At 33.8% G+C, this 5,816-nt stretch carries 7 protein-coding genes; 3 read left to right on the top strand and 4 right to left on the bottom strand.

Features of this window, described 5'->3' with window-relative positions:
- Nucleotides 1-70: 70 nt before the first annotated feature.
- The 3 genes from V7014_RS17070 to V7014_RS17060 all read right to left on the bottom strand — a co-directional run bounded on the left by V7014_RS17070 (nt 71) and on the right by V7014_RS17060 (nt 2,609).
- Nucleotides 71-937, bottom strand: a complete 867-nt coding sequence (locus V7014_RS17070) for a Cof-type HAD-IIB family hydrolase (protein ID WP_335508639.1) — start codon at nt 935-937, stop codon at nt 71-73.
- Between the two features lie 145 nt (nt 938-1,082).
- Entirely contained in the window at nt 1,083-1,436 is a 354-nt protein-coding gene (locus V7014_RS17065; protein WP_335508638.1) for a YlbF family regulator, read from the bottom strand.
- Nucleotides 1,437-1,475: 39 nt separating this feature from the next.
- The gene (locus V7014_RS17060; protein ID WP_335508637.1) at nt 1,476-2,609 is read right to left on the bottom strand and encodes a DUF445 domain-containing protein; all 1,134 of its coding nucleotides are present in this window, start codon (nt 2,607-2,609) and stop codon (nt 1,476-1,478) included.
- Nucleotides 2,610-2,798: 189 nt separating this feature from the next.
- Between V7014_RS17060 and V7014_RS17055 the strand changes: the two genes are divergently transcribed.
- Both V7014_RS17055 and V7014_RS17050 read left to right on the top strand, forming a co-directional pair.
- Nucleotides 2,799-3,680 carry a PucR family transcriptional regulator gene (locus V7014_RS17055; RefSeq protein WP_335508636.1) on the top strand — a complete coding sequence of 294 codons (882 nt, stop codon included), beginning with the start codon at nt 2,799-2,801 and terminating at the stop codon, nt 3,678-3,680.
- Between the two features lie 132 nt (nt 3,681-3,812).
- Nucleotides 3,813-4,910 (top strand): ABC transporter ATP-binding protein, encoded by a 1,098-nt coding sequence (locus V7014_RS17050; protein ID WP_335508635.1) that lies wholly within the window; start codon nt 3,813-3,815, stop codon nt 4,908-4,910.
- Nucleotides 4,911-4,969: 59 nt separating this feature from the next.
- Here V7014_RS17050 and V7014_RS17045 read toward each other — a convergent pair whose 3' ends face one another.
- Entirely contained in the window at nt 4,970-5,212 is a 243-nt protein-coding gene (locus tag V7014_RS17045; protein WP_335508634.1) for a hypothetical protein, read from the bottom strand.
- 308 nt (nt 5,213-5,520) lie between these two features.
- Here V7014_RS17045 and V7014_RS17040 point away from each other — a divergent pair, with 308 nt between their 5' ends.
- Nucleotides 5,521-5,733: a small, acid-soluble spore protein, alpha/beta type gene (locus V7014_RS17040; RefSeq protein ID WP_205061352.1), complete on the top strand. Its 213-nt coding sequence runs from the start codon at nt 5,521-5,523 to the stop codon at nt 5,731-5,733.
- Nucleotides 5,734-5,816 lie beyond the last annotated feature (83 nt).

Genomic DNA, 5,816 nt, shown 5'->3' with positions numbered 1-5,816 from the left:
GATTTCCTACTGAGAGCTGAAAAGTAAGTAAACCACAAGCTTTACACTTGTGGTTTACTTGCTTACTCGATTATTTCAATAAGTTCAACTTCTCGAGAAACTGTAATTGGTATTGCTTTCGAAATAACTCTTTTACCATATAAGCTACTCCGTCATCGTCATTTCCTCTTGTAATCCAATCCGCTATTCGTTTTAATTCTTGGGGTGCATTTCCCATCGCTACCCCAACACCTGCGCCAGCTATCATCGCTTGATCGTCTTTACTATCGCCGATTGTTACGATTTCCCTTGTCGCAATTTTTAAGTGCTCCGCTAAATATTGAATTCCTTTCCACTTACTAACATCTTTTTGAATAATAATAATACGATTATTTTCCTTACTTACAATAGCTATATCATCAAACATATTTTTCGCAATTGCGATTAACTCTTGTTGCTCTTTCCTATTCAGGAAACTAACTTCAATACTTAAAGGCTGTGAATCGTGTGTTTTCAAATATTCACTAATATTATCTACATAATTTTGAGCAAAAATCTTTTGCTCACTCACATACATAACCGCTTTACTTAAGAGATTTTCAGGTAAATTCACACGATTTCTAACTTCCGCTTCTTCATAATTCAATTTAATTTGACATTCCATTCCTTCTAAGACTTTAACAATATCTATAGTCGTTGACTCGGATATTCTCCTGATAAGCAAGGGCTTATTAACCGCTGTACCAACATAGGCTCCTTGTGCAGCAATAATCATTGGATTTATTTTTAAAGCCTTTGCTACTTTCTTACATAATTGATAATTACGGGAAGTGACTAATGCGATGGCTACATCTTTCCCTTGCACATATTCGATAGCTTCTTTAGCAGCTTTACTAAAACGTCCATTTGATTGTAACAGCGTTCCATCTATATTAATGGCCAATAGCTTATATATCATGGTGATCACCCCTTAATCAAGATGTACTACTTTTAATAGTATGACTATGCAAAATATCATAGAACAAGAAAATGAATATTCAAAATACTCCAAAGAAAAAACATAAAAAAAAGCACTATCATAAAAGGATAGTGCTTCTTATGTATTATACTTGTGGTGATCCGTAAAGATCTTCTAATGGTTTCATAATAATTTTATTCAATTCAGCAATTAACATACTCATACGTTGTTCAGCTTCCATTAGCTTTGAAATCGATGGATTTTGTTGAACAAGTTGTAAAAGTTTTTGCGCTTGCTCTACCTCTTCCTGTGTAATTTCTTGCCCTGTCATTTGCTTTTGTTGTAATTTCATTTGAACTTCACGGAAGTTATCAAACATTTTTTTAGCAACTTCATCTTTATTAACGGCATCTAATAAACTTTGTAAATCTGTGTATTCTTTACTTTGACGAATACTTTTTTCTAATTCATAAGCTACATCATATACATTAACACTCACAGCTGTCACTCCTTATAATTAACATTGCACACTTTTGCATTAAGCAAGTATAGCAATTATTCCTTGTACTACACCAATTAATCCTCCAAGTAAAGCACCTAAGTAAGTAATCATTCCTAATTCACTTTTCATAATAGAAAGAACCATTTCTTCTAGTCTTTCAACAGGAAATGCATCCACTTGCTCTTTAACAATTCCTTGTAAATGTAATTTCTCCATGAAATGTTCTATATTCTCGAAAATACTGTTGAAGAAGAGATCCATAACACTCGGAATGATACGATCGTTTAATAATGCTGCATTGTTTTCAACTAGCTTTCCAATAGGCATAGTAAAGTACTGTCCTAATTGTAACACGTTAATAAGCTCTCGTTGCATAGGTGCAACGACTTTTTCTATTCCAAATTGTTCATATACATATTCTACTTTACGGTCTTTCAAAGTATTCCACTCTTTACGAATTAAATCAGTCACAAACTCCTTAGATCCTTCTGATTTTAGAAAATGTAAAATTTCAATTTGAATCTTATCTACTAGCTTTTCATTCTTCATGAACACCTGAAGCATATTCCAAAGCATACCCTTATCCTTGAAGAAATCCTCAATCATATTCTCTAATTGCTTTTTACCTTCTATACTAGCAACAAAATCTTTACCCTTTTGCAAAATAAAATCCGATACTTCAGGTAATTTTTCTTCAACTACTTCAGATAATTTGCTTGGCATGATATCTTGAAGCTTCTCTTCTTTATGGTCCATATACCATGTGGATACTTTACTCGAAACTACGTTTGAGATTTGTGCTTCGATTTGTTGATGAGCGTTCTCAAAACCAAATTTACTTAATGCTTCCTCAACTGTTACATTACTATATTGATACTGATTAACTTTCTCTTGTAACCATCGAATAGCCTCACCACGAAATTGCGGAGTTATAACCTTTTGTTTAATGCTATCAACCGTTAGCAGATGCTCTACAACCATCTTTCCCAGCTGTTCAGCCAATTCCGTTCTGCGTTTCGGAATTAAACCAGGAGTAAAAGGTAATTTCTTACCGAATACATAGATTGGTTGATATGGTCTAAAGAGCATTTTTATTGCTAGATAATTTGTAAACCCACCAATTAACGCCCCAATTAATACCATAAATAATATGGTAAGAAAATCATTCATATTCATACCCCTTCAAATCTATTTTTCAACGTTTTGTATACGTTCAATTTTATAGTAAAAGATAGTGTAATGGCAAATAAGGGAATATGGATAAGTTTTATCAACAAAAATATGTTATGGTGGAATATAACAATGTGTTTGCAAGATAAAGGTACGACATTTTTCAAAAGAAGCCGCGAGGGATGAACTATGTTATTACAAAAACTGAAAAAACAATATCCTAATGCTGTAGAAAGCTTAGCTCAAACAAATTCCACCAATCAGTATTTATGGATTTCTACAGATGGCAAACAACTTGGGATACCATTAGAAAGCCTAACTTCTCAAGAGCAAGAGCTATTAACTGCACTATTTGATGATCCAACAAAAGAAAATAGCTTGAACATGACAGCTAGTCAAAGAAATTGGTATCAATTCTTCAACAAGCAAGGCGAGCTACCACTTACCAACTGGAAACAAATTCGTCTTATTTACTTTACTATTAGAGATGCAAACTTCTCACTAGTAGAATTTGAACAAGCATTACGATCATTTTTTCATAGTGATTCAATTCTTGTATGGGAGAATGAAAATGGTGGTTATATTATTGATGGAGAAAGTAGGAATCAACTAACTTTCAATGATCTCCAAGAAATTATTAGTACCATCGAAAGTGATTTTTACAGCAATTTACAATTATTCATTGGGAACTTTCACGAAGTATCTTATAACTTACATAAACATTTCAGCATGGAAACACATTGTTTTCAAATTGCAAAGCAACTTAGCTCGAACACTAAACATCACTGTATTAAAACCGTTTTCCCATATGCACTAATGTATGGTATTAATCATCAGAAAGAATGGTATTTACAGGAACTACTTGGTGAAATGATTGACGACCCTGAAATGATTAAAACTATAAAAACATACTTACAACTAAATCGAAATGCCACACTAACTGCCAAAAAATTATTTATTCATCGTAATAGCTTACAATATCGAATTGATAAATTTATCGAAAAGACTAACCTAGACATCAAAAGTTTCCATGATGCGATGTTAGCATATATAAGTATTTTATTACTTTGATGTTATCTAAATATAACGATGCACAAAAAAGCGCTTACACTTTTTGTGCAATGTGAACATACCAACAAAGTATGAATACGTTTACAATTACCTTACAAACATTCCAAAACAGATTATTGGAGGTATTACAACATGGCAGAATTACGATTAGAACATATTTATAAAATTTACGATAATAAAGTAACAGCAGTAGAAGATTTCAATTTACATATTAAAGACAAAGAATTTATCGTTTTCGTAGGTCCTTCAGGTTGCGGTAAATCTACTACACTACGTATGATTGCAGGTTTAGAAGAAATCTCAAAAGGAGACTTCTACATTGACGGTAAGCGCGTTAACGATACACCACCAAAAGATCGTGATATTGCGATGGTATTCCAAAACTACGCACTATACCCACATATGACTGTATACGATAACATGGCATTCGGCTTAAAGCTTCGTAAAATGCCAAAAGATGAGATTGACCGTCGTGTACAAGAAGCAGCTAAAATCTTAGGATTAGAATCATACTTAGATCGTAAACCAAAAGCATTATCTGGTGGTCAGCGTCAACGTGTTGCTTTAGGACGTGCTATCGTACGTGATGCTAAAGTGTTCCTAATGGATGAACCTTTATCAAACCTAGATGCTAAGCTACGTGTTGCGATGCGTTCTGAAATCGCTAAGCTTCATAAACGTCTTGCTACTACTACTATTTACGTTACGCATGACCAAACAGAAGCTATGACAATGGCAACACGTCTTGTTGTTATGAAAGATGGAATCATTCAGCAAATCGGTGCACCAAAAGATGTATATGAAAATCCAGAAAACGTATTCGTTGGTGGTTTCATCGGCTCACCTGCTATGAACTTTATAAACGGAACATTAAAAGATGGCTATGTGGAATTCGAAACAGTAAAACTTACTATTCCTGAAGGTAAAATGAAAGTTTTACGCGATCAAGGATACGTAAATAAAGAAATCATTATGGGTGTTCGTCCAGAAGATTTCCACGATGAGCCTTTATTCATTCAAGCATCACCAGAAAGCACAATTAAAGCAACTATTGAAGTTGCTGAATTAATGGGTGCAGAGTTCATGCTTTACTCAAACATCGATGGTCAAAACTTTGTTGCACGTGTAGATGCTAGAACAGTTGTTAAAACTGGCGATGTAATTGAAATGGCACTTGATATGAATAAAGTACACTTCTTTGATAAAGAAACTGAGTTACGTATTCGATAAATTCATTATGTCCCAAATATAAAAAATCTCTTGTCATGCAAGAGATTTTTTCTTCTTAATTATTCTTCAATGACAACATGCTCTTCCCCACCACATCTTTCACAGAAAAAACAGTGAATACATTGATGGTTTTGGACTGAATCGGTTACGCCATCCACTTGCTTTAACGTTTCAATATCTTCATATGCACTATAGTTATCAAGATAATCAGTAATCTTACCTTTATCTACTAAAATGGCCTTGCATTTATGACAAGGTAAAGATACTTGTTGTAAACCATTACAAAGCGGACAAATTAGCAAATTACATCATCCTTTTCCACACTTGGTTATATCACTATTTTCAGTGAAATAACCTCATTCATACAGACCAGTAATTACCATAATAATTCTATTCTCCTATTATCATACTACTTATTAAGAAGTTAATATTTTGGATTACGCCATACACAAGGGCCTAGAAGCTTTCGAGTATTCATGACATACTCTAATTGCTCACTAATGCTGGTGCAACTCCAGGTAATCCAACCATTACCAGTTGAAGTTTTTTAATGAGTACATATGTCATGCATTGAAGCTTCAGCAAAAAATAAAAAAAGCGAGGGCTAATTATGCAAAACCAACCATCAAGAAATTCATCTAACCAATTAGTTGTTCAAGGAGCACAAGCTGCGATTGATTCAATGAAGTATGAAATTGCAACTGAGTTCGGTGTTACTCTTGGACCAGATGCAACTTCACGTGCTAACGGATCAGTTGGAGGAGAAATTACGAAACGCTTAGTACAAATGGCTGAGCAACAATTAGGTGGAAGCTATAAATAATTAATTTTAGAAACCTTTGAGGGTGCCTAAAGTACAATCCTTTAGACACCCTTTTTAGTTTTCGATAAAGTAAAACTTTAATC

This window comes from Bacillus sp. JJ722 (assembly GCF_036963345.1).
Classification (GTDB): Bacteria; Bacillota; Bacilli; order Bacillales; family DSM-1321; genus Bacillus_AD.
This window is presented reverse-complemented; position numbering and strand designations above follow the sequence as displayed.